The sequence below is a fragment of the Gallintestinimicrobium propionicum genome, assembly GCF_025567525.1.
GTDB classification, from domain to species: Bacteria; Bacillota; Clostridia; order Lachnospirales; family Lachnospiraceae; genus Gallintestinimicrobium; species Gallintestinimicrobium propionicum.
Genome location: NZ_JAOQJY010000012.1, coordinates 20,725 through 43,381 on the forward strand (window position 1 = coordinate 20,725; position 22,657 = coordinate 43,381).

Below are 22,657 nucleotides of genomic sequence, written 5' to 3' on the forward strand. Positions count from 1 at the left end.
GAAGTTGTGTCAGTGTGCGTTCCATATCAATGGCAGCTATGCTTACCGCAGCCGTGGTCACCGCAGGTGTGGCCGGCCTCGCCGTGCGCATGGTCATGGTGGTCACAGTGAACATTGGGATTGTAGCCCAGATTTCCGCTGAGCAATGCGTTTACCGCCGCATCAGCCTCCCCACTGACACCGCCGTAGAGCTTGATCCCCGCTTCGGCCAGAGCTGTCTGCGCACCGCCGCCGATGCCTCCGCAGATCAAAGTGTCCACGCCGTTCTGCATCAGGAAGCTTGCCAGTGCGCCGTGACCGCTGCCGTTGGTGTCAACGACTTCCGCATGAGTGATTTTGCCGTTCACAGCTTCATAAAGCTTGAACTGTTCAGTGTGGCCGAAATGCTGAAAAATTTGACCGTTTTCATAGGTAACTGCAATTTTCATAATGGAATCTCCTTTACAATTTTTGTTGGATTTTTCTGGGTTAGCTCTCTGCATACGGCAGTAGCGGCCGCAGTGGGCTGCCTCCTGTCCTCCGCAGATGCGGTAGTTACCTCCGGTGATGTGCAGCGGCTTCCCATGGACAAGGCACGCTGCGATTTTGCACCGTGCGCTTTCGTAAATCTCCTGCACGGTAGAGCGGGAAATATCCATTTGTGCGGCACATTGCTCGTGGGTTTGCTGCTCCAAGTCAACCAACCGAATAACCTCGTATTCGTCCAGCGTCAACAGGATCGGCTCGGTATCTTCACACCCGTTGGGGCAGAAGGTATCAACTTGTGGTGCGCCACAAATACGACGGCACCGTGGCGGTCTTGGCATGGGCGCTTTCCTCCTTCTGTTTTCGGTATATACCGATTATAGCACCTCGCGCAGAAAAATCAATACAGATTTTTCAAAAGCCGCTGTAACGCTTATTCGAGGTGCAGTGCTTCACTACGATCGTGGTACCCAGTACACCAGTGCGCTTTACCGCAACACCCTGAGAAAAAATGAAGAGCTGCCGGACAGCATTGTTGTAGAGGTTATCGTAAAGCAGGTAAGCAATCCGAAGTTCGCCGCCATGATGCAGGAAAAGATCAGCATGAAGGTGGATATCTCTGCCATTGAGCAGGAGATCGCGGCGCATGAAAAGCAGCTTCGACAGAGTTATTCCGTAAAGGCACGACTGATGGAGGAGATTGATTCCCTCGACCCGGATGATAAGCACTACATGAAACGCTAAGCAGACCTTGATGACCGGCTTTACAAGATGTATGATAAAATCGAGGATACGGAAAACCAGCTCAAGCTCCAATCATTGCGGAAAATATGAGCTTGAGTTTGGACAATGACGCACATATAGAAATGGTATGCCTCTTGAGCAAAGAGGCAGGGGAGGAACAGCAGAGATGAATCAGGCAATGAAGAAAGCAAAGGAAACTTTTGCACAGGGAAATTATACCTGTGTCTGGTGCAGGGACAACGAGCTTTTGACGAGTAAGGAAGCAGGTCTGCGTCCGCTGCTGACACGCATCCGGGAGGGGAAGGATTTGAACGGATTTTACGCGGCGGATAAAATCGTCGGACGCACGGCGGCATTTTTATATGTGAAGCTCGGAGCAGCTGGGGTGTATGCGCCTGTGATGAGCAGGGGTGCGAAAGAACTTTTGGCGGAATACAACATACCTGCAGAAGCAGACGAACTGACAGAGAACATCCGAAATCGCCAAAATACCGGATTATGTCCAATGGAATGCGCAGTTTCTTCCTGCGGCAGTCCGGAAGCAGCGTATGCTGCCATTTTGGAAGCGATCAGAAAAATGCAGCAGAAATAAGCGATAAAGATAAAGGGGAAAACATAAGAGGAGGAGCGGTTAAATGCTGTACAAAAAGAATCAGGCAGAGAAACTGGAAGACAGCTTGTTTCAGCAGCCCACAGCGGAGTATAGGGGAGCTCCCTTTTGGGCGTGGAATACGAGGCTGGAGCAAAAAGAGCTCGACAGACAGATGGAGGTCTTAAAGTCGATGGGCTTTGGCGGTGCACATCTGCATCCCCGTACCGGTCTGGAAACACCGTATTTAAGCGAGGAATTCATGGATCGGATCAAGGGCTGCCTGGCAAAAGCAAAGCAGGAAAACCTACAGGTTTATTTGTATGATGAGGATCGTTGGCCATCCGGATTTGCGGGAGGTCTTGTGACGAAGGAGGAAAAATACCGTGCGCAGTATCTTCTGTTTACAAACAAGCCTTATGAAGCAGGGGAAGAGGCACAGAAGCAGACAGACTCCAGCGCGAGAGCAGCAAGAACCTTAAACGGCAGGCTGCTTGAGGTTTACGATGTCGTTCTGGATGAAAAGGGTTATCTGGTTTCCGGTAAAAAACTGGAGGAAGGCATGCAGCCCCAGGGAACCTGTTGGTATGCTTATCTGGAACGCCCGCTGCCGAGCACCTGGTACAACCATCAGACCTATGTAAATACGCTGGATAAAGCGGCAATGGATCGTTTTCTGGAAATCACCCACGAGACTTATGCAAAGGAGATCGGGGACGAGTTTGGAAAAACGGTGCCGACGATCTTTACGGATGAGCCGCAGTTCTCTCATAAAACACTTTTGCAGTTTCCGCAGGAAAAACGGGATGTGATCCTGCCCTGGACTGAGGATTTTGCTCAGACCTATCAGGAAATGTATCAGGAGGATATTCTGGAAAAGCTTCCGGAGCTGATCTGGGAAAAAGCAGACAGAAGCGTTTCCACGATCCGGTATCATTATCATGATCATGTGACGGAGCGTTTTACCCGCGCATTTGCAGACAATGTTGGAGCATGGTGCAAAAAGCACAATATCGCGCTGACCGGACATATGATGGAAGAACCCACACTGCGCAGTCAGACTGCAGCACTGGGCGAGGCGATGCGTGCGTACAGAAGCTTTGAACTGCCCGGCATCGACATGCTGTGTGACAGCCATGAATACACGACGGCAAAGCAGGCACAGTCGGCATCTCATCAGTTTGGGCGTGAAGGCGTAATGAGCGAGCTTTATGGTGTAACGAGCTGGAGTTTTGATTTCAGACGCCATAAGCTGCAGGGAGACTGGCAGGCAGCGCTGGGCATTACACTGCGTGTGCCGCATCTGTCCTGGGTTTCGATGAAGGGGGAGGCAAAGCGTGATTATCCGGCGAGCATCAATTATCAGTCGCCGTGGTGTAAGGAATATAAAACAGTGGAAGATCATTTTGCAAGAGTAAACACAGCCATGACGCGCGGTAAGGCAGCTGTGCGTGTCGGCGTCATCCATCCAATTGAAAGCTACTGGCTTCACTGGGGACCGGAGTCCCAGACTGGATTGATCCGCGAGCAGATGGAGGAACGGTTCCAGAATGTGACCCGCTGGCTGTTGTTTGGCAGCTGTGACTTTGATTATATTGATGAATCTCTTTTGCCCGGACTTTGTACAGAAGCAGGAAACCCGCTGAAGGTCGGTGCAATGTCCTATGATGCTGTTATCGTTCCCGGCTGCGAAACGCTGCGCAGTACGACAATAGAACGTTTGAAAACCTTTGCAAGAGCGGGCGGTAAGCTGATTCTGATGGGAGAAGCACCGACTATGACAGATGCAGTGCCCAGTAACGATGGCGCAGAGCTTGCAGCCCTTTCCAGACAGATCGTTTTTGAAAAAGCGGCGCTTTTGGAAGCGGTTGAACCGTACCGCGCACTGCGTCTGGAAAATGAGACGGGAAGCCTGACAAACCATTACATCTATCAGCTGCGCATAGATCAGGACTGCGGCTGGCTGTTTATTGCAGTGGGAGAGCCTGCAGAAAATCTGGATTTTGTGAAAAAGGATCCTGTGAACATCGTGTTAAACGGCAGGTTCACGGTGAAAGAATACGATACCATGACCGGAAGAATCCGGGATGTGAAGACGGCAAAAAGAGGGGCGCAGACGGTTATAAATCATATCTTTTATAACCAGAGCAGCTTGCTGTTAAAGCTGATGCCAGTGGGCGAGGCGAGCGGCAGCGTGCAGGCGGCTGCAGCGAACGATGCAACACAAGCAGCTGGCGTGCCTGGCGCGATGCAGGCGGTATCTGGCGCATCCAGCACGGCAGAAAGCTGCGCAGCATGCGGCGATTTTACTTCGGCTGCAGCCCTCCGGGAACAGCTCCTTGCGTCCGGCGCGGCGCCGAAAACCCTTCCGAATCGTGTTGCCGTTACTTTAAGTGAGCCGAACGTTCTTCTTTTGGATCGAGCGGAATTTTGTCTGGATGGCGGAGCATATCAGCCTGCGCAGGAGCTTCTGCGGGCTGATAACGTACTGCGCAGCCAGCTGGGCTTTTCGGCCCGCGGTGGAGAAGTGGCGCAGCCCTGGGTATTGCCGGAGGAAAAGACAGAACATTTTGCGACACTTCGCTTTACGATAGAAAGTGAAGTGGAAGTACCGGTACGTTTGGCGCTGGAGGAAGCGGAGCATGCATCTGTAAAACTGAATGGGAAAACAGTGAACGAAAAGGTGTCCGGCTGGTATACGGACCACTGCATCGGGACGATTGAAATCGGCACACTTCAGAAAGGCACAAATATAGTGGAAGCGACAGTTCCTTTCACGCACAGAATCGGTCTCGAATGGTGTTATCTCCTCGGTGATTTTGGCGTGCGTATCGAAGGCAGAGCCGGTGTGGTGACAGCACCTGTCAGAGCGTTAAGCTTTGGGGATATCGTACCCCAGGGACTTCCTTTTTATGGTGGAAATATTACCTATCATCTGCCGGTATCGATCGGAGCAAATGGCGCTGTTGTACATATTCCTCATTATCGCGGCGCACTCGTTGCAATAGAAAAAGATGGAAAACGGTTGGGTGAGACGACATTTGCACCCTATGATCTGACTGTTGGAAAGACAGAGTCCCTGGAACTGGTGCTGTTTGGAAACCGCGTCAATACCTTTGGCGCAGTCCATATGGTTGGTGAGGATGACAGATTCCTGAATCCCGGCAGCTGGCGCACACAGGACGATGGCTGGTCAGAGGAATATGTGCTGCAGAAGGTCGGCATTTTGTCTGCACCGGTGATTGTGGAAAAGTAAAAATGTATTTTGAAAAGCAAAAATGCAGTGCGTTATACAGCACTGCATTTTTGTTTCCTGACAAGGAACAGGGAATGTGCTACAATGATAAAAAGATGTCGGATAAAAAGACTTTCACTTATTTATGAGGAAGCTCATGTGAGCTTAGCTCTTTCGACTCTGGCATCATAAAAAGTAAAATGTTTGAGAGATAAAGCGAATGTGAGGGAAAGAAAATGACAGAAATTGAAAATAGTAAAGATCTGATTAGTGTATTATGGAGTGGGGCAGACATCTTGCGTTCAAAAATGGACGCAAATGAGTATAAAGATTATCTGCTGGGGATCGTGTTTTATAAATATCTTTCTGATTCCTTCCTGATCAAGGTATATGATCTGCTTTACGATGAAAAACCATCTACACTGAAGGATGCAGTAGAGGCATACAAAGAGGCATTGAATGACGAAGAAAGTTCAGAAGAATTAAAAAAACAGCTTGCAGAAGAATGCCATTATGTGATGGAACCAGAACTTACATATACGCATTTTGCAGAGGAAGCAAGAAATAATTCTTTTAACCGAGAGCAGCTGCAAAAAGGCTTCAACAACATTGAGCAGAGTGATCCTATTTTTGCTGATTTGTTTGCTGATATTGATTTATATTCCAATCGATTGGGTACAGGAGATCAGAAACAGAGCGATACAGTAGCCAGTCTTATAAAAGAAATTGATAAAGCTGATTTACTGAATTCGGATGCAGAAATACTTGGAAATGCATATGAATATCTGATTGGGCAGTTTGCATCTGAAACTGGAAAGAAAGCAGGAGAATTCTATACGCCCCAAGCTGTATCGAAAATCCTGACACGAATCGCTATTTCGGGACAGGAAGATAAGATTGGACTGTCTGTATATGATCCGTGTATGGGATCAGGATCGCTCCTATTAAATGCAAAAAAGTATGCGGATAAGCCAAAGTATATTAAGTATTACGGACAGGAATTGAATACATCGACATATAATTTGGCAAGAATGAACATGTTTTTACATGGAATTGCAGCGGAGAACCAAAAGCTTAGAAACGGTGATACACTGGATGGAGACTGGCCGACTGGAGAAGAAACGGATTTTGATATGGTTCTTATGAATCCGCCCTATTCTGCAAAATGGAGCGCGGCGGCAGGATTTTTACAGGATGAGCGTTTCAGTGATTATGGTGTACTGGCACCAAAATCAAAAGCAGATTATGCTTTTTTACTGCATGGATTGTATCATCTGAAAAGCAGTGGGACAATGGCAATTGTGCTTCCGCATGGCGTCCTTTTCAGAGGAGCAGCAGAGGGAAAAATCAGAGAGAAATTGTTGCGCTCCGGCAATATTTACGCGGTAATCGGTCTTCCGGCAAACTTATTTTATAATACGTCCATTCCGACTTGTATTATTGTGTTAAAGAAACACAGAGATGGACGGGATGTACTGTTTATTGATGCCTCTAAGAAATTTAATAAAGGCAAAAAACAAAACGAGATGACGGATGCCCATATTGACGAAGTGCTTGCATTGTATAGCAAGAGAGAAACTGTAGAAGGAGAAGCAGTTTTAGCAAGCTTTGATGAGATCGAAAAAAATGATTTCAATCTGAATATCCCGCGATATGTTGATAATTTTGAAAAAGAAGAAGAAATCGATCTTGATGCACTTTTAAAAGATATGGAAAAAACGGATGATGAGCTGAAACAGGTGCATGGAGAATTTGTATCCCTTTTAAAAGAGCTGACATCATCAGATGAGGCTATTATGTCTTCATTAAATGAGCTGATTGGAAGGATGGAGAGGTAATGGATATGGCAAAACCTACAATTAGATTTAAAGGATATCAGGATGATTGGGAACAGCGTAAGTTGGGAGATGTTGCACCATTACGTGGTGGATATGCATTTAAAAGTAGTGAATATAAAAAAGATGGCACACCAATTGTTAGAATATCAAATATTCTTCCGGATGGTTCAATTGGGGCTGATTTTGCATGTTATGATGATATGGAGAATGATGAAAATATATCCCTTAGAAATGGTGACGCATTACTTGCAATGTCAGGAGCTACAACTGGAAAAGTATCTATTTTAAAATGCAAAAATACTGATAAATACTATCAAAATCAGCGTGTTGGATACTTTAAAAGAAATATACAATATAATTATGATTTTGTTTCTACAATTGTTCGTTCTGATTTATTTAAAGAGCAATTAATGTCAGTCTTAGTGGCAGGTGCACAACCAAATGTTTCATCAAAAGAAATAGATTCTTTTGAATTTGTGTTTCCTTTGAATATTGAAGAACAGAAGAAAATCGGTCAATATTTTGCCAACCTCGACACCCTCATCACTCTTCACCAGCGAAAGTGTGATGAAACAAAAAGACTGAAAAAATATATGCTTCAAAAAATGTTTCCGCAAAATGGGGAAAAAGTTCCAGAAATTCGATTTTCAGGATTTACTGATGATTGGGAACAGCGTAAGTTGGGGGATGTGGTTGAAGATTATGTCGAAAAAACAACAGTGGAAGATCAATATCCTGTTTTAACCTCATCTCAGCGAAAAGGAATTGTGTTACAAGACGATTTTTTCGCAGGGGATAGAGTGAATCAAAATGGAAATATAGGGTATTTTATAATTCCGCGTGGATACTTTGCTTTTCGAAGTAGAAGTGATAATGATGTATTTGTCTTTAACCGTAATGATGCAGTGGATATGGGAATAATAAGCTATTTTTACCCTGTATTCAAACCAAGGGGAGTAGATTCAGATTTTCTGTTACGCAGATTAAATTATGGTTTAGAGGATCAAATCAAGATAAATTCTGAGGGAACAGGGCAGCATGTTTTATCATTGAAAAAGTTTAAAAATATGATTGGATTATTTCCATCATATGAAGAGCAGAAAAAAATTGGTTCTTATTTTTCTCAAATAGACCACCTCATCACTCTTCACCAGCGAGAGTTAGAAAATCTCCAAAATATCAAGAAATTTATGCTTGGAAAGATGTTTGTATAAGGGAGGAACGTAGAAAATGGGAAAAATAATTCTTTATCACGGGACTCCGGATCGGGTTGTTGTGCCGAAATACGGTGGTGGGGATGAAAAACACGATTATGGAAAAGGTTTTTATCTCACGGAAAGTATTGAACTTGCTAAGGAGTGGGCGGTTTGCCGCCCAAATGAAATAAATGGCTGGGTTCACAAGTATGAACTTGAAACAGATGGATTAAAAATTTTAGATTTTCAGCAGAAGGATGTACTTTCATGGCTTGCTGAATTGATGAAGCATAGGGATGCAGCGGATTCTAAACGATATCGCATGCTTGCAGCAAAGTTTATTGAAAAATACGGAGTAGATACAAACGAATATGACGTTATTCGAGGGTGGAGAGCAAATGCGTCTTATTTTTATATTGCGAAGGAGTTTGTTCGGGATAATATTGATATCGATATTCTTGAAGAACTTCTTTCACTGGGGGGTTTGGGAATCCAGTATTGCATCAAATCAGAAAAAGCGTATGCGAATCTGACGGAGAAGAGCGATGACTTGCGTATTGTTCCATATGCTGAGTTTAATGATAGATATAATCAGAGAGACGTGATGGCTAGAAAAAATATGCGTGATCTTGTTGACTCTGATGCAAATAAGGTTACAAAAGTATTCAGTACTTTATTTTGAGGTGATGATAATGCGAGCATACGCAGAGGAGTATTTAAATGATGTGGTAGAAAATCAAGGAAAGCTCTTTGATTTTATTGCACAGACGTATCCTGATAAGGATACGGAGGAATTTATCAATACTTATATGGCAAGCAAAACAAGAAAAAGTATTGATGAAGCCCAAGCATATGTCAATACGATGGATGCAAAGGAACTTTGGAATTATTTTAATAAAACAGAAAACTATCATTTGAGAGATGGCAATGCGCTGGAAGGATTCATGCCATTTTGGATTGGTGAATTCTATGCCTATTATCAGTGGTATTATAACTTACCGAGTGCGGAGGTAGTTAGAAAAATTCCGGTTTCCTTTTTGAAAAAAGCTTATACAGGACTTCATGACCTGGAACTTGATTTGGCAGTGAAAAAAGTTGGGGTGGTATAATGGCAATAGTTTGTTTTCATAACGAAAATGAAGAAAATGGATACCTGAGTAACTGGTATCCATCTACGTTTTCTATTAATGGTATTAGGTATTCTTCAATGGAACAGTATATGATGTACAGTAAGGCAGTATGCTTTAAGGATGATAAGATTGCAAAGCAGATTCTTGCTACAGAGGACTGTGCGAAGATCAAGGCTTTTGGAAGGAATGTGACTGGATATGACGAAAATATGTGGAATGGTGTTCGACAGATTATTGTTTATGAGGGACTCTTGGAGAAGTTCTCACAAAATCCTGAATTGCGGGAAAAATTAAAAAAAACGGGAAAAGCAATTCTGGCAGAGTGTGCAGTGAAAGATCGGGTATGGGGGATTGGTTTATCAATGCATGACCCAGACCGGCTTAATCGGATGAAATGGCAAGGTCAAAATCTACTTGGTTACGCTTTGATGATGGTGAGAGAAAGAATATGATCCATATGTTTGGGAACAGCGTAAGGTTACAGATTTAGGTGAAATATATATTGGTTTAGTAACGACAATGACAGAACACTATACCGATAAGGGGCATTTATTGATTAGAAATTCAGATATAAAAGATGGATATTTTGAATTTGGAGAAAATCCAATTTATCTTGATGAAGAGTTTTCTGAGCAGAATAAATCAAGAATGCATCAGCTAGGTGATGTAATAACAGTGCATACTGGTGATATAGGAACATCTGCTGTAATAGGCGAAAATGAAGTAAATTCAATAGGTTTCGCAACAATTGTAACTAGACCAAATCAAGAAATATTGGACTCGAATTATTTTGCGACTTATTTGAATACCGATACTCATAAGCAATGGGCTATTTCAATGGCAACAGGTGATGGAAGGTCGAACTATAATCTGAAAGACTACACAAAACTTGTAGTTCCGATACCTGAAATTGAGGAACAAAAGAAAATTGCAACGTGTATTGTCAATTTAAATTCCCTTATCACTCTTCACCAGCGTAAGTCAAGTTGGCTTGCATACGGAAGCCATTTTCGCTTGGGAACAGCGTAAGCTCGGTGATATTGGTAAAGCTCGCTCTGGAGTAGGATTTCCCGACGCCGAACAAGGAGGGGTAACCGGTATACCGTTCTTCAAAGTTTCCGATATGAATTTAGACGGCAATGAGAATGAAATGACGGTTGCTAATAACTATGTTACAGCAGAGCAGATCGCTGTTCACAGGTGGTCGCCTATTACAGAATTGCCAGCTATTTTCTTTGCAAAGGTTGGAGCTGCTGTGATGCTAAATCGCAAGCGTTTATGCCGTTTTCCGTTCCTTTTGGACAACAACACAATGGCGTATTCTCTCAGCTCAACGAAGTGGGACGCAGACTTTGCAAAGGCTCTCTTTGGAACAGTTGATTTGACTTCCTTGGTTCAAGTTGGAGCATTACCGTCCTACAATGCCAGAGATGTTGAATCAATGGAAATATATCTGCCGAGCCTTTTAGAGCAAGAGCAAATTGGCGGTTTTTTCAAGCAGCTCGACACCCTTATCACCCTTCACCAGCAGAAGTATTTTTATCATATATATACATTTAACCAAACAAAAGAACTCTAATAAACGTAAAGGAGAACGAAAATGCCAGAATTGGAGAAAATAATCGAAAAAAAGTTAATAGAGCAATTGATTTATGGAGAGTCTCAGTGGACTTACCGGGAAGATTTAAAGACGGAGGACGATCTTTGGAAAAATTTCAAGTATATTCTGGAACAGAATAATAAAGATCGCCTGAATGGAGAAGCTTTGTCGGATGCAGAGTTTGAACAGGTGAAGAATCAGTTGCAGTTTTCTTCTTTTTATAAGGCAGGTGAGTGGTTGGTTGGTGAAAATGGAAAAGTGATGGTTCATGTACAACGAGATACGGAAAGGCTGCATTTAGTTGTGATGAATCATGAACACATTGCGGGGGGAAGCAGTGTTTATGAGGTAATCAATCAGTACAGTGCATTAAAGTCAGACGATGAAGAGAGTATAGCGGAAAGGGACAGAAGATTTGATGTTACGCTAATGATTAACGGGCTTCCGATGATACATATTGAACTGAAAAATCGTCAGCATTCATATATGGATGCTTTCTGGCAGATAAAAAAGTATATCAGTGAGGGAAAATTTACTGGAATTTTTTCTGCAGTTCAGATGTTTGTGGTCAGTAATGGAGTAGATACGAAATACTTTGCAGCGGCAGGTGATACGGAACTGAATCCGAAATTTATGAGCGGCTGGGTTGATACAGAGAATAATCCTGTATCCGATTATATCGATTTTGCCAAGAGTGTCCTGCGCATTCCACAAGCGCATGAAATGATAGCCCGGTATACGGTTTTAGATGAAGATGCAAAAAGGTTGATTTTACTTCGTCCATATCAGATTCATGCAATTGAATCTATAAGGGAGGCTTCGAGGACAGGAAAATCCGGGTATGTATGGCATACAACAGGTTCCGGAAAGACGCTGACTTCTTACAAAGCAACCAGAAATTTGCTTATGGATATTCCGGCGATCGATAAAGCAATTTTTCTGATTGATCGAAAAGATCTGGACGCACAGACAACCATGGCATTTCAGGCATATGCAAATAATGATCTGGTAGATGTGGATGAGACTGATAATGTGAATGATCTGAAGAAAAAACTAAAATCCAGTGATCGGCAGGTGATCGTTACTACGATTCAGAAAATGCAGATCCTGATTAGTAAAAGACTTCAGGAAGGAACAACAGAATATAGCAAGATCAAGAATCTGAAAATTGCATTTGTAGTAGATGAGTGTCACAGAGCGGTTACACCAAAGACCAAAAGAGAACTGGAAAAATTTTTTGGAAGATCACTTTGGTATGGATTTACAGGAACACCCAGGTTTGCTGAAAATCCGTATCCACAGATGGGGGATTTAGCTCGTACTACAGAAGAATTATATGGAAAACGTCTTCATAAATATACGATTCAAAATGCGATTCATGATAATGCTGTGCTTGGATTTCAGGTAGAGCATAATGGAGCAAAAAATCTTGAGGATGAGACAAATGCCAGCGTATATGATAATGAAACTCATATGCTGAAAGTGTTGGATATTATTCTCAATAAGTCTTTTTATAAATTGGGATTTCAGAATGGAAAAGGGAAGACGTATGAAGGACTTCTTACAACAAGCTCGATTCAGCTGGCACAGAAATATTATGAGCTTTTGTGTAAAGTTAAAAGTGGTGAAACGTCGCTTGTAATTGATGAAAAAATCAAACAGGTTCTTCCGGATTTTCCGAAGTTTGCCATCACATATTCGGTAACAGAAAATGAAGAAGGATCACATGTCAATCAGGAGAAGATGCAGAAATCTTTAAATGATTATAATGAAATGTTTGGTACAAAGTATGAGCTTTCACAGATTCAGGGATATAATGGAAACCTGAATAAACGATTAGCACGAAAAGATGCAAAATTCAAGAGAAGGAATGAACAGCTGGATCTGGTAATTGTGGTAGATCGTTTGCTGACAGGTTTTGATGCGCCGTGTATGTCTACAATATTTATTGACAGACAACCGATGGGACCGCATGATTTGATTCAGGCATTTTCAAGGACAAATCGTATTTTTGACAAAAATAAAACCTATGGACAGATTGTAACTTTTCAGGCACCTAAATTATTTAAAGAAAGTGTGGATAATGCCGTAAAATTGTATTCTGCAGGGAGTACAGAGAAAGCACTGGTAGCTGAATGGGAAGAAATTGAACCGGCATTTCGGAAGGCGTTGGCAGCATTGAAAGTATCTGCCGAGACACCGGAAAAGGTCACACCAATGTCTATAAAAGAGAAAAAAGTATTTGTTAAGATGTTCCAGACCTTTGATCATTTGTTTGCGCAGCTCAAATCTTTTACGCAATATGAAGATAGTATGTTGGATGATTATGGAATTACAGAAGAAGAGTATGATAAGTATGCCGGTGTTTATAAAAATGCATTGGAAGAGATCAAACTTGCAGAAGCGGAAGACGATTCGGATAAGGAGCATCAGGAAGATGATACGGTAGATTTGGATTATGAATTGATGGCATACAGCAGCACCAAAATTGATTATGAGTATATCATCAATCTGATTCAGAATATCGTAACACCAAGCGAAGAAGCGGAAGTTATTACACCTGAAGAAAGACAGAAACAAATTGAAGAAGTAAAACAATATGTTGAAGAAATGCAGAAAGATAATCCCAAAGTAGCAGAAATTATGCTTCAGTTGATCAATGAGATAGCTCAGGATGAGAATAAGTATAAAGGGCAGTCTATTTTAAATATTGTTGAAAATATGAAACTTGATTGCATCAATAAAGTGATCTCAGATTTTTGTGTTACCTGGTATGCTTCTAAAGATGATGTGATGTATGCTGCACTGCATTATCGGAATGGTGAGATCCCGAATGAGAGTGTGATTAAAGCAACGATTGATTATCAGAGTTATAAGGATGTACATGAAAAAGCATTGCCTAAATTCAGATATTATACCCAGTGTATGGCAGAATTAAGAAAAACACTGGATGAGGAGATTAAGCCATTACTGACGATTGCAGGATAAGAAATACGAGAGAATAATTGTTTATATCAGCGTAAGTGATTTCGAGAAAGGAAAAAACTTATGCAACAGCCTGTAGAAAATGCACAATTATTTTATGAGTATTACAGACAGTGGATTGACGTATACAAAAAGGGAGCAATCAGAGAAGCAACGTTGGACAAATATTTGATGACGCAGAAATGGGTAGAAAAACTGGCACCGGAATTAAAAGTGTATGAACTTACGAGAACTGCGTATCAAAAATTGTTGAATGATTATGCGAAAAATCATGAAAAACAGACTACATTGGATTTCCATCATCAGTTGAAAGGGGCAGTACTGGATGCAGTAGACGAAGGGATGATCGAACGCGATCCAACCAGAAAGGCGATCATTAAAGGAAAATCGCCGGGAGTTAAAAAAATAAAATATTTGAATCAGTTTGAGCTTCATACATTGATTGCACATTTAGATATTAAAGAAGCAGTGAACTGGGATTGGTTTATTTTATTGGTTGCAAAAACCGGCATGCGTTTTTCTGAGGCGTTAGCGATTACTCCCGGAGATTTTGATTTTGCCAGACAGACGTTATCTGTCAGCAAAACGTGGGATTATAAAGGGAAAGGTGGGTTCTTACCAACAAAAAATAAATCTTCTGTAAGAAAAATACAAATTGACTGGCAGATTGTAGTAAAATTTTCTGAATTAACAAAGAACCTGCCAGAAGATCAACCGATTTTTGTCGGAGATAAAAAAATTTATAATTCTACGGTTAATGATGTGCTAACCAGACACTGCAAGGCATGTGGTATTTCTGAAATTTCAATTCATGGTCTGAGACACCCGTATGTCAAGCCCACGACAAAAAAAATTATAACTTTTTTTGAAGTTTTTCGGGCAGCTTCATAGCTGCCCATAGCTGTTTCAAATGGGTGTTCACGGTTATACCTTTTCGGATTCCTTAGTTTCTAAGAAATCCTGTGTTGCATATTCAATCTCAATCCGATCTCCTGGAAAGACGTAAACTTTGTTGATAAGCCGGTCAATCAGAGCTTTTGTCAGCATGTTGGCGTTTCCGACTTCCTGCACAATTTCCTGTTGTTTCAGCTTAATCTCATAATCACTTTTTATCTGCTTTGTCTGTGCAGTGATGACAGCATGAACATTTTTGGCTTGTACCAGTTCCGTATCATAAACCGCTTTTCGTGTTCGATAGGTTTCCAAATCAATCTCTCCGAGTGCATACTGCTCATAAAGATGCCGCTTGCTGTCTTGAATAGAACGGAGTTTTTCTTCATGTTCGGCCTGCTGGACTGTCTGCAAATCCAATTTATCCTTATTGCTGTCAATTCCCAATGCCGGACACATTTGAGCCCGAATTATTTCAAATACAACCTGCTCCAGATCTGCCATCTTTATGCGCACACCATGACAAGGAAGCGTTTCAGCCACCTCGGAATGACGGCAATAAAACCACGCACCATTTCGTAGAGACATTGCATGATCGCAGCATCCACAGAATACCTTACCGCGGAGCAGATAATCACGCGGCTTTTTATTTGACAGAGAGAAACGCTTAATTGAAGCATTGGCTTTCTCAAATAGATCCACACTTATAATAGCCGGATGATGGTTCGGTATTTTGAACCACTCACTTTCATCCTTTAACTGTGTATGTCGGCTGCCAATCTCTTTTACCTTTCTCTTGCCAATTACATAGGTACCGATATATCTTTGATCTTCTAAAATACGCAGGACCGTTGATGTACTCCAAACGCCGTTTGTTCGGGAAACATTGTAATAGTCCTTGCCTTTAAGTTTGCGATATTCCCCAGGGGTGGGGATATTCATAGCATACAATCTTCTTGTGATCTCGGCTGCGGTGTTGCCTTCAGACGCCCATTGAAATATCATCTGCACATTCGGGGCAACATCCTCGTCCGGTTCCATACGTCCGTCTGCACTCTTGCGATAGCCGTAAGGACAGATGACACTCTGATATTCTCCACGACGCATCTTTGCGTATTTTGCACTTTTGGTTTTCATGGACATATCCCGGCTATAACACTCGCTAATAAGATACTTGAAAGCAATATCAATCCCTCCGGTATCACCTTTGAAATTAGCCGTGTCAAAATCATCACTGACGGAAATAAAACGGGTGTGGTAAAGAGGAAATACCCGCTCAATAAAATAGCCGGTTTCAATGCTGTTACGTCCAAATCGGGAAAGGTCTTTTACAATAATACAGTTGATCTTTCCAGCCTGAACCATTGTTAAAAGTTCCTGCACCGCCGGACGCTCAAAGTTTGTCCCTGTATGACCATTGTCAATAAATTCCAAAATCTCACTGTTATCCCATTCCGGCAGAGACATAGCTTTTTCACGAAGAATCAGTTTTTGATTTGGTATACTCAAACTTTCGGTTTTGAAATCTTCCACAGAAAGACGGATATAAAGGGCAATCACATAGTTGCGCACGGTTCCACCGCCTTTCCCTGAAATTCATTTTTGAAACGGAAGGTTACATGAATATTCCGCTCGTGGTCGATCTCAATTCGTTCAATGAGCCGTTCAATCAGTTCTGCAGTCAGTACATGATCCTGTGCCAGTGTTTTTGCATCCTTTTCCATTGCACGGTATCTGGCAAGCTGGTTGTCCAGGGAGTCCATAGATTTTTCAAATACTTCAATCTCACCAGACAGAGCATTGATAGCATGTTCATAATCCGCTTTCAATTCAAAGTATTCGTCATTTGTCAAAATACCCTGTACAAAATTTTCATATAGGCCACGGATCAGCCGGCGTGTTTTTTCAATTTCCTGTCGTTTGGCCGACATCTGAATTTTCAGCTTATCTTTTTCCTGTTTTTGTCTTGCCTCCAACTGAAAGAGTGGCAGCGACATTCCCAGCGCAACTGTCAGCTCTTTTTCAAGAATAGCCGTAACAGTAGAAATCAGTTCTTTCTCCTGTATCATCGCACCTTTGCAGCTATCTTTTTCTACCCGGCTGTTTGTAAGGCAGTGGAACCAGTAAGTGTCGGGTCCTTTCCGGCGCTCGGCGCGTTGCCTGTGAAGGCTTCTGCCACAATCAGTACAGAACACTTTACCTTTGAAAATGTTTGGTGTGTAGGGACGTTTTGGAGTTGCTTTGCTTTCTTCACAGATCTGTTTTCTGTATTCCTGAACTGCATGAAACAACTCATGGCTGATGATCGGTTCATGGGTGCATTTTACAATAATCAGATTATCTTCTCCAGCCTTGACCTGCTGATGATCTACAATCTTTGTTTTCCCTTGCACCAGATCGCCTGTATAAACTTCGCTTTCTAAGATTTTCATCACTGTACGGGTCTGCCATTTGCCGCTTCCGATCAGTCCCGGACTGGTAATCTCGCCAGTGGTCTTTTTATAATGGCTCGGTGCCGGAATCCCCATCTCATTTAGGTTGCGGACAATCCGGTTCAGTGCCACATGTTCATGTGCCCATTCAAAAATCTGTTTTACTACAGGGGCAGTATTTTCATCAATCAGAAGTTTATGGCAATCATCCGGGTCTTTCCTGTAACCGTAAGGTGCCCGTGCACCAATATAGTCGCCATCTTTCATAGCCTGCCGCGCCTGTGCTTTGATTTTTCGCCCAATGTCCAGAGCATAGGCTTCATTGATCATATTTTTCAAAGGCAGCATGATACCGCCATGAAGATTTCCGGAATCCGCTGTGTCAAACTGATCCGTAACAGCAATGAACCGAACATTATGCGCATGAAAATATTGTTCGATATAATAACCTGTGTCAATAGAATTTCGCCCTAATCGGGAAAGATCCTTAACAATCACACAGTTAATGTGGCCTGCTTCAATATCAGATAGCATTTGCTGAAATCCAGGGCGGTGAAAATTTGTCCCTGTTGCTCCGTTGTCGATATAAGTATCATACACAACGAAGTCCGGTTTATCTGAAAGAAAGTCATTCAGTACCAACTTTTGGTTTTCTACTGAGCAGCCCCGCTTTTTGTTATCCTCCACAGAAAGACGGATATACAGAGCCACATGTACATACAAAGATGGTGCCGGCATGGGAGCTGCCGTCTGTTTTCTGCTTTTTCTTGCCATTTAGCCCACCATCCTTTCTTCGTTTTTTGTAGCAATCTGTTCCGCCAAAGAGATTGCTTTCTGATACTCATCCTGGTAATTAAATTCAATATGCAGTTCATCTTTACCCATTACCCGTATGCTTCGGATAAGCTGCATGACTGCCCGACGGTCAATACCCTCCATAGTAGAAAATTTCATAAAATGGTTGATCCAACGGTTTCGTTCGCTTCGGTTTTCTAATACATCTGTAAGTTTTTCGTTCCATTCAGCGATTGCTTTTTGGAACAGTTCAATATCTGCATTGTATTTTCGCTTGTAAGAGAGAAATTCTTCCTTTGTCAGAATTCCACTCACCAGATTTTCATAGAGTTTTGCCTTAAAGCCCTCGGTCTGTGCCACACGCTTTTCATTTACTCTGATCTGTGCGGCATATTCCTGCGCCAATTCCCGGTTAATCCGTTCTTGACTGATACTGGACAGCAGGGCATCCAGAGAAGCAACATTTTCAATATGTCCTTTCAAACTGTCCTGTACACATTCAATCAGATCCGACTCTTTCAGCATGACCGACGATGTGCAGCCATTCTTTTTACCGGTCGGGCAGTAATAATAGTGATACTCTTTATCTTTATAGCGGTTCGTCTTGCGGGTCATACGGCAGCCACAGCAGCCGCAGATCAAAATGCCGGAAAACAGGTAAACCTTATCCGATTTAGGAGAAGTCCTTGTGTCAATCCTGCGGAGCCTTTGCACCAGATCAAAATCGTGCTTTTGTATGATTGCCTCATGGGTTCCCTCCACACGAATCCATTCCGAAGAAGGTTTGTCCTCACGCTCTTTTAATTTGAAATGGGGCGTTGTCTGCTTGCCCTGGACCAGTGTTCCGGTGTAAGTTTCATCCTGTAAAATGCGGATGATTGTAGTTGCAGACCATTTGCAATCCTTTCGGTCTGTATAGCCACCTTTTGCATGAGGCATTCCGTGATTGCGCTTATACGCCAACGGTGAAAGAATTCCTAATCGGTTCAGTTCATCCGCTATATGGGAAGCGCTGAATCCTTCCAGCCGTTTTCTGAAAATATCCCGCACAACATTGGCAGCATATTCGTCTACTTCCAGGCTCTTGTGTTTATCGCCGACTTTCACATAACCATAGATGGTAAAAGCACCTACAAAATCCCCGCTGCGCCGTTTTACTTCCAGGGCACTCCGTGTCTTAACGGAAATATCCCGACAGTAAGCCTCATTCATAATGTTTTTGACAGAAACCGTGAGATCATCGGCAGCGTCATTTTCCGTATCCACATTATCGTTAATTGCGATAAAACGCACTCCATAGGCTGGAAACACCCTGCGCATATAGCGGCCTGTTTCTATGTACTCACGACCTAAGCGGGAGAGGTCTTTGACAATCACGCAATTAGCTTCGCCTTGTTCGATCATCTGCATCATTTCCTGAAATGCCGGGCGATCAAACAAAACGCCACTATAACCATCGTCAATTTTTTCTGCCACAACCTCAATTTCCGGGTGTCGGGCTATGTAATCATCGATCAGGCGCCGCTGATTGGCAACGCTGTCACTTTCTACTGTTTTATCATCCGTATAAGAAAGACGGATGTACTTAATCGCTTTGTAAACCTGCATAAAAAAACACTCCTTTCGTTGCACAGAAAAATCCCCGCAATTCAAGAAGTGTGGTTAGTCCATATTCAATTCCTTTTCCGATTCTTATTCTACCATGCTTTTACGGAAAAGTCAGCCCCTTTCTTAAAATTGCGCCTATCGTAAAATACCCTTGATACATTCTTCCAGGGTAGCACCTTCAGCAGAAAAGCTGGCCTGTACAGTAAAACGGCCACACTTAAAATGGTATGGATTTTTTATCTGCTGAACAAATTCTGCAATCCGTTCATCACGGGAAAGTTCTTTGTTGACAGAAACATCCCGAATGTCTACCAGCGTACCCACTTCACTGACAATGGTGTTCATTTCCATAGTATCAACTCCCTTCTGAAAACTGTGTTATCAAAACCACATGAATAGGTCGGATCTACGGTTGTTACACACATAAATCCGGCCCATTATATCTGATTTCGATTTTACTGCCGTATTTGCCACGCACCCCGGCAAGTCCTTCTGTTATAAGGACGGGGCTATTACAGGCTGCGGATAGCGTCACCGCATCATAGTCCCACATACGCCGCCGCTTTGCCAGAGCAAGCAAACGCCGCAGGAACTCTCCCCAAGTCTTTAGGAAGCTGTGAAGAAGTACCATTATGATCTGCGTCGTTATCGCGTCCGGCCTGCCACAGCCGGTTTCGTAGGTTGCGTTTATCGCTCGGACAGCCTGGATTCATCACCTCCTTAGGCCGCCTGTCACCGCGCCGCCCCATCTGCCGCTCGGAACACAGAATGAAGTACCTGTAACAGCGTATATTCGGTTGTCAAGGAACAAGCAAGGGGCATGGCAGACAAATTGATATTGCAGTTGGGGTGGGAGGAGATATATGCTTCCTTACCACACCCGTCCAGCTTGTCCCGCCGAATATGTCCCTCTACTATTCAGTACATTTTTAGGGGCAAAGTTGCCGTCTGTTATAAAATTTCTTTGAAATATTTTTCCAGACTACGCAATCCGGCTTCGATAGAACGGGTGATCCGGCTTTTGTGTGTTCCTTCCGCTTTGGCAATATCTGCTTTGCTCATGCCAAGAAAAAAGTGTGCATAGATCCGTTGGCGCTGCTTTACCGGAAGTTTGGAAAGACCTTTATAAATCAACTCCGTCATTTGACGCTGTTCCCAAATTTCTGCCGGGTTAAGAGGCTTTTGCAATATCTCACGCTCAATACCTTCGTCTCGATCCAGGGAGTAAAATGCTTTATAGCGGTATGTACGAATCCGATAGGCTTCTTCCAGCAACATATACTCCCGAAGCAACAAAGCAACTTCATCCGGCACCTCAACGATCATGTCCTGTGTATAATACGGGTAATAATCCCGAAGATTGATTTTCTTCATAGTAATTTCCTCCAATTTCGATGTTTGAGTTGATGGCAAAAATCGAAATCAGAGGGTGGGCTGCGGCAGCGATAAGGTCTAAGTCTCTTTCTGATTAAAAAAAGGGTACAAAAAAGCGCGCCCGTACAAAGAACAGGCGCGCCAAAGCAGCAGTATGAAATTTTTCCGGGAGGTTGACAGCGAAAATGCTCAAACTTTGTCGAAACCAAAAACGCCGCAATCCATACGAGCTGGACTACGACGTATAGGTGACTGAATGTAAAGCAGTTTATCTGCGGATCTGTGTTGCATAGACGCATAGGCATTTCCTCCCATCAAGGAGGAACCTGAATCGGCTGCTTGATACCTCCTTGGGAGAAAATTATATCGTTTATGTTTCCTGTATCAGTCCGCAGACATTCGCTTTTTACTCTTTATATTCGCAATTTTCTACATATTCTGCTCTTAGAATATATGCTACAAAAAGCAAGCCCACAAGGGAAAACAACACCTTGTGGGCTCATGTTATAGATGTTCAAATTTATAGCCGATCCCGGCGACACTCTCAATATAGTTTGGAAGATCCGGTTCAAAGCGCAATTTCTTACGCAACTTACTTATATGATTATGAATCGCTTTTCTCGAATAGAAATCACAATCCTCTTTCCAAACCAAATCGGTAATCAGTTCGTAAGTAAAAACACGTTTGGGATTGGCAATGAGTAATGCCAGTATATCAAACTCCTTACTTGTCAGGTTGATAATCCGTTCACGAACCCTGACAGTACGGTGTTCCAGGCATAGATAAAGCTCGCCTTCTTGTATTTCTGTCAGAGGATTTTTCTCTGCTGCGGAAGAAGTGTGACAGGAATTGAATACTGTTCCATGACAGACTCCTTGCTCCAAAATATATTGCATTAGAGCATTCTTTTGTTCCTCGTTAAGAAGCAGAAATAACTTTTCGCCAATCTGTTTGCCGGATTCTTCTATATCAAAAACAGCTAATGTCCCATCACGTCACCATCCCTTTTTTCTAACTACTTTTTTCTTTTTAGTGACAGTCAATGTACCGGGTGCTTTCTTTTTGTTTGCAAGAATAATGATAGAAATTAAAAAAGTCAAAGCTATTGTGATCAGGGCAGGAAAAATGTGATAAGTATAACCATATTCCGCACCACAAGTAGGGTCTACTAAAATCATGCTTGCTTTAATCGGATAATAATTTAACAGTGTTCCTTCAAAAGTTCCGAAATATCCATACACAAAAGCTAGTGCAACCCCACCCAAAAAATTATTTGCCGAACAACAAAATAGCAAAATAATCGGCAAGACTGAAATATAGATCCCTATATTCGCCCCAGTAACACGAATAAACATATTAAACAGATTGCCAAAATGCGCTCCCGGAAATCCGGCAATAATGTTAATTACTAATGCTATCACACAACCTATAAGGCTAAAGATGATTGTCAACAACAATAGAACAAGTAGTTTTCCAGAAAGCAACTGTTTATATGGGATAGGAATTGTTGATATATTCTTCATCGTATCGTCTGTATATTCCCTTGTTATAATATAACCTGCTATCAGTGCAATGATAATCGGAAAAAACAAGGTACAGTTACTAATCATAACTTGCTGCATAAAATAGTCAAATGTCCATGTCTGTCCACTGTTGGCTGTGGAATAAAACAGTGACAGCAGCGGCGAAAGCACTGTCATAATAATTCCGGCTTTTATTACGGAATAGCGTTTTAGTTTTAAAAATTCAGTTTTTATTATATTTCCCATATCTT

General features: G+C 42.5%; 20 protein-coding genes and 1 pseudogene. 12 read left to right on the forward strand and 9 right to left on the reverse strand.

What is annotated here, in order from left to right; all coding sequences use genetic code 11:
* Window positions 1–26: 26 nt before the first annotated feature.
* On the reverse strand, window positions 27–806 hold the full coding sequence (locus OCV62_RS09955; protein ID WP_262586471.1) for a DUF134 domain-containing protein: 780 nt from the start codon (window positions 804–806) through the stop codon (window positions 27–29).
* Between OCV62_RS09955 and OCV62_RS18280 the strand changes: the two genes are divergently transcribed.
* The 12 genes and pseudogenes from OCV62_RS18280 (at window position 805) to OCV62_RS10015 (ending at window position 14,673) form a co-directional block, all read left to right on the forward strand.
* A complete protein-coding gene (locus OCV62_RS18280; protein WP_021914243.1) occupies window positions 805–1,209 on the forward strand; it encodes a hypothetical protein in 405 nt (134 codons plus the stop codon). The genes OCV62_RS09955 and OCV62_RS18280 overlap by 2 nt on opposite strands.
* Before the next feature lie 166 nt (window positions 1,210–1,375).
* Window positions 1,376–1,801, forward strand: coding sequence for a DUF1893 domain-containing protein (locus tag OCV62_RS09965; protein WP_262586473.1), 426 nt, complete (start codon window positions 1,376–1,378; stop codon window positions 1,799–1,801).
* A gap of 43 nt (window positions 1,802–1,844) precedes the next feature.
* Window positions 1,845–5,054, forward strand: coding sequence for a type 1 glutamine amidotransferase family protein (locus tag OCV62_RS09970; RefSeq protein WP_262586476.1), 3,210 nt, complete (start codon window positions 1,845–1,847; stop codon window positions 5,052–5,054).
* Between the two features lie 215 nt (window positions 5,055–5,269).
* Entirely contained in the window at window positions 5,270–6,871 is a 1,602-nt protein-coding gene (locus OCV62_RS09975; protein WP_262586478.1) for a type I restriction-modification system subunit M, read from the forward strand.
* Window positions 6,872–6,876: 5 nt separating this feature from the next.
* Entirely contained in the window at window positions 6,877–8,085 is a 1,209-nt protein-coding gene (locus tag OCV62_RS09980; RefSeq protein ID WP_262586480.1) for a restriction endonuclease subunit S, read from the forward strand.
* Window positions 8,086–8,101: 16 nt separating this feature from the next.
* Window positions 8,102–8,749: a DUF3990 domain-containing protein gene (locus tag OCV62_RS09985; RefSeq protein WP_262586483.1), complete on the forward strand. Its 648-nt coding sequence runs from the start codon at window positions 8,102–8,104 to the stop codon at window positions 8,747–8,749.
* Between the two features lie 10 nt (window positions 8,750–8,759).
* A complete protein-coding gene (locus OCV62_RS09990; protein WP_262586485.1) occupies window positions 8,760–9,176 on the forward strand; it encodes a hypothetical protein in 417 nt (138 codons plus the stop codon).
* Window positions 9,176–9,649 carry an NADAR family protein gene (locus OCV62_RS09995; RefSeq protein WP_262586488.1) on the forward strand — a complete coding sequence of 158 codons (474 nt, stop codon included), beginning with the start codon at window positions 9,176–9,178 and terminating at the stop codon, window positions 9,647–9,649. The genes OCV62_RS09990 and OCV62_RS09995 overlap by 1 nt, the downstream gene beginning before the upstream one ends.
* Window positions 9,650–9,671: 22 nt before the next feature.
* Window positions 9,672–10,226: pseudogene (locus OCV62_RS10000) on the forward strand (restriction endonuclease subunit S); the annotation flags it as partial.
* Entirely contained in the window at window positions 10,189–10,776 is a 588-nt protein-coding gene (locus OCV62_RS10005) for a restriction endonuclease subunit S (RefSeq protein ID WP_262586489.1), read from the forward strand. The pseudogene OCV62_RS10000 and the gene OCV62_RS10005, both read left to right, overlap by 38 nt.
* Window positions 10,777–10,797: 21 nt before the next feature.
* Window positions 10,798–13,785 (forward strand): type I restriction endonuclease subunit R, encoded by a 2,988-nt coding sequence (locus tag OCV62_RS10010; RefSeq protein WP_262586490.1) that lies wholly within the window; start codon window positions 10,798–10,800, stop codon window positions 13,783–13,785.
* A 60-nt stretch (window positions 13,786–13,845) separates the two neighbouring features.
* Window positions 13,846–14,673 carry a tyrosine-type recombinase/integrase gene (locus OCV62_RS10015; protein ID WP_262586494.1) on the forward strand — a complete coding sequence of 276 codons (828 nt, stop codon included), beginning with the start codon at window positions 13,846–13,848 and terminating at the stop codon, window positions 14,671–14,673.
* Window positions 14,674–14,706: 33 nt separating this feature from the next.
* On the opposite strand, the gene OCV62_RS10020 is transcribed toward OCV62_RS10015, so the two are convergent.
* The 8 genes from OCV62_RS10020 to OCV62_RS10055 form a co-directional block, all read right to left on the reverse strand.
* Window positions 14,707–16,245 carry a recombinase family protein gene (locus OCV62_RS10020; protein ID WP_055221045.1) on the reverse strand — a complete coding sequence of 513 codons (1,539 nt, stop codon included), beginning with the start codon at window positions 16,243–16,245 and terminating at the stop codon, window positions 14,707–14,709.
* Window positions 16,230–17,879, reverse strand: a complete 1,650-nt coding sequence (locus tag OCV62_RS10025) for a recombinase family protein (RefSeq protein ID WP_055221047.1) — start codon at window positions 17,877–17,879, stop codon at window positions 16,230–16,232. Before OCV62_RS10025 ends, OCV62_RS10020 begins: the two co-directional genes overlap by 16 nt.
* Window positions 17,880–19,508, reverse strand: coding sequence for a recombinase family protein (locus tag OCV62_RS10030; protein ID WP_033143713.1), 1,629 nt, complete (start codon window positions 19,506–19,508; stop codon window positions 17,880–17,882). It lies immediately after the preceding gene.
* Window positions 19,509–19,643: 135 nt separating this feature from the next.
* Entirely contained in the window at window positions 19,644–19,859 is a 216-nt protein-coding gene (locus tag OCV62_RS10035; RefSeq protein ID WP_033143712.1) for a DUF6870 family protein, read from the reverse strand.
* A gap of 64 nt (window positions 19,860–19,923) precedes the next feature.
* Entirely contained in the window at window positions 19,924–20,061 is a 138-nt protein-coding gene (locus OCV62_RS10040; RefSeq protein WP_262586495.1) for a hypothetical protein, read from the reverse strand.
* Between the two features lie 398 nt (window positions 20,062–20,459).
* Complete coding sequence (locus tag OCV62_RS10045) at window positions 20,460–20,882, reverse strand: hypothetical protein (protein WP_015542925.1); 423 nt, start codon at window positions 20,880–20,882, stop codon at window positions 20,460–20,462.
* Window positions 20,883–21,386: 504 nt separating this feature from the next.
* Entirely contained in the window at window positions 21,387–21,779 is a 393-nt protein-coding gene (locus tag OCV62_RS10050) for a winged helix-turn-helix domain-containing protein (RefSeq protein WP_055221049.1), read from the reverse strand.
* 99 nt (window positions 21,780–21,878) lie between these two features.
* The gene (locus OCV62_RS10055; protein ID WP_055221051.1) at window positions 21,879–22,652 is read right to left on the reverse strand and encodes an ABC transporter permease; all 774 of its coding nucleotides are present in this window, start codon (window positions 22,650–22,652) and stop codon (window positions 21,879–21,881) included.
* Between the last annotated feature and the right edge of the window lie 5 nt (window positions 22,653–22,657).

Coding starts and splice junctions, on each gene's coding strand:
- OCV62_RS18280 (WP_021914243.1), top strand. CDS start 805: ATGGGCGCTTTCCTCCTTCTGTTTTCGGTATATACCGATTATAGCACC.
- OCV62_RS09955 (WP_262586471.1), bottom strand. CDS start 806: ATGCCAAGACCGCCACGGTGCCGTCGTATTTGTGGCGCACCACAAGTT.
- OCV62_RS09965 (WP_262586473.1), top strand. CDS start 1,376: ATGAATCAGGCAATGAAGAAAGCAAAGGAAACTTTTGCACAGGGAAAT.
- OCV62_RS09970 (WP_262586476.1), top strand. CDS start 1,845: ATGCTGTACAAAAAGAATCAGGCAGAGAAACTGGAAGACAGCTTGTTT.
- OCV62_RS09975 (WP_262586478.1), top strand. CDS start 5,270: ATGACAGAAATTGAAAATAGTAAAGATCTGATTAGTGTATTATGGAGT.
- OCV62_RS09980 (WP_262586480.1), top strand. CDS start 6,877: ATGGCAAAACCTACAATTAGATTTAAAGGATATCAGGATGATTGGGAA.
- OCV62_RS09985 (WP_262586483.1), top strand. CDS start 8,102: ATGGGAAAAATAATTCTTTATCACGGGACTCCGGATCGGGTTGTTGTG.
- OCV62_RS09990 (WP_262586485.1), top strand. CDS start 8,760: ATGCGAGCATACGCAGAGGAGTATTTAAATGATGTGGTAGAAAATCAA.
- OCV62_RS09995 (WP_262586488.1), top strand. CDS start 9,176: ATGGCAATAGTTTGTTTTCATAACGAAAATGAAGAAAATGGATACCTG.
- OCV62_RS10010 (WP_262586490.1), top strand. CDS start 10,798: ATGCCAGAATTGGAGAAAATAATCGAAAAAAAGTTAATAGAGCAATTG.
- OCV62_RS10015 (WP_262586494.1), top strand. CDS start 13,846: ATGCAACAGCCTGTAGAAAATGCACAATTATTTTATGAGTATTACAGA.
- OCV62_RS10025 (WP_055221047.1), bottom strand. CDS start 17,879: ATGGCAAGAAAAAGCAGAAAACAGACGGCAGCTCCCATGCCGGCACCA.
- OCV62_RS10030 (WP_033143713.1), bottom strand. CDS start 19,508: ATGCAGGTTTACAAAGCGATTAAGTACATCCGTCTTTCTTATACGGAT.
- OCV62_RS10035 (WP_033143712.1), bottom strand. CDS start 19,859: ATGGAAATGAACACCATTGTCAGTGAAGTGGGTACGCTGGTAGACATT.
- OCV62_RS10040 (WP_262586495.1), bottom strand. CDS start 20,061: ATGTGGGACTATGATGCGGTGACGCTATCCGCAGCCTGTAATAGCCCC.
- OCV62_RS10045 (WP_015542925.1), bottom strand. CDS start 20,882: ATGAAGAAAATCAATCTTCGGGATTATTACCCGTATTATACACAGGAC.
- OCV62_RS10050 (WP_055221049.1), bottom strand. CDS start 21,779: ATGCAATATATTTTGGAGCAAGGAGTCTGTCATGGAACAGTATTCAAT.
- OCV62_RS10055 (WP_055221051.1), bottom strand. CDS start 22,652: ATGGGAAATATAATAAAAACTGAATTTTTAAAACTAAAACGCTATTCC.